Annotated in this window: 1 protein-coding gene; it reads right to left on the bottom strand. The window is 65.5% G+C overall.

Annotated elements, in window-relative coordinates; genetic code table 11:
- On the bottom strand, positions 1–1,028 hold a 1,028-nt coding region (locus tag EOL86_15410), incomplete at its 3' end, for a class I SAM-dependent DNA methyltransferase (protein NCD26957.1).
- Between the last annotated feature and the right edge of the window lie 95 nt (positions 1,029–1,123).

Raw genomic sequence — 1,123 nt, 5'->3', positions numbered from 1 at the left:
TCGCGCGGGTTCAGGGCGCGTTCGAGCAGGGTGCCGAAGATGGCGGGCTCCACCTCGCGCCAGTCGGCCTTGGCGGCCTTGAGCAGCACGGCGATCTGGTCGTGGTCCAGGTTCAGGGCGTGGGGATCGGCGAAAATGCCGCCGTTGAAGCGCAATAGTTTATTGCGCACGGCCACGGACCAGCCGCCGACATTCATGGCCCGCCACAATTCTTCGGCCATGGGCGCGAAGCCGTCGGGTCGGTCCTGACTGTCCTCCAGGATGTGCTGAAAACAGCCGTCGGGCAAAAGGCCGACATCCTCGGCGAACATGGTGAACAGGCAGCGCATCAGAAAGGCGGCCACGTCCTCGGGCGCGTGGTCGATTTCCAAGGACTTGGCCAGCTCGGCCAGATGGGCCGCGATGTCGCGCGTGACCTTGGCCGAACGCCGGGCCGGATCAAGGGAGAGCGGATCGGTCCAGATGGCGGTGAGCATGGCGGCGACTTCGGGCCGGGCCAGATCGGCCAGGAAAAAGCGGTTGGCTCCGGGCGCGGGAAAGGGCGCGTACAAGCCGCCGGTGCAGGAAAATTCGGCGTAGAGGTCAAAGGCGAAGGCGACATCGAGCACGATGATAAACGGCGGGCGGCCCTCGCTGGCCGGGAGGCGGCGGACATAGCCCTCGGCCTGATGAAAGGCGCGGTCCATGAGCCGGTCCCAGGCCGAGGTGCCACGCCGGGTTCCGGCCTTGGCCGGGGTGGCGACGATTTGTTCCAGGGACGTGCGGTCGCGGATCTCCATGCCCTGCTTGGATTCGAGCACGAAGCAGCCGCGTTTGTAGAGGTCGATGCGCAGGTCATGGACCGTGCCGCCGTCGTCCTTGTACGGCACCTGGTGTTCGAATTCGTAGGCGGGCGCGTCTGCGGCCGCCGTGGGCATGGGCGGCAGATCCAGGGCAAGGATGAGTTCGGTCAGAAAACGCTGGCTGTTGGCGCGCTCGGAACCGTGGGAACCGCTCCAGCGGGCAATGAAGTCGTCGAGTTGGGGCATGGCGATCCGTCCAGAGGTTGTGATTGCCGCGAAACGTGCCCCAAGACGCGGGCGGAGGCAAGGTAAAGGTGCGTTGTGTAAGGGAAAGCAGGAAA

It is taken from the genome of Deltaproteobacteria bacterium, from assembly GCA_009930495.1.
Taxonomy (GTDB): domain Bacteria; phylum Desulfobacterota; class Desulfovibrionia; order Desulfovibrionales; family Desulfomicrobiaceae; genus Desulfomicrobium.
This window is presented reverse-complemented; position numbering and strand designations above follow the sequence as displayed.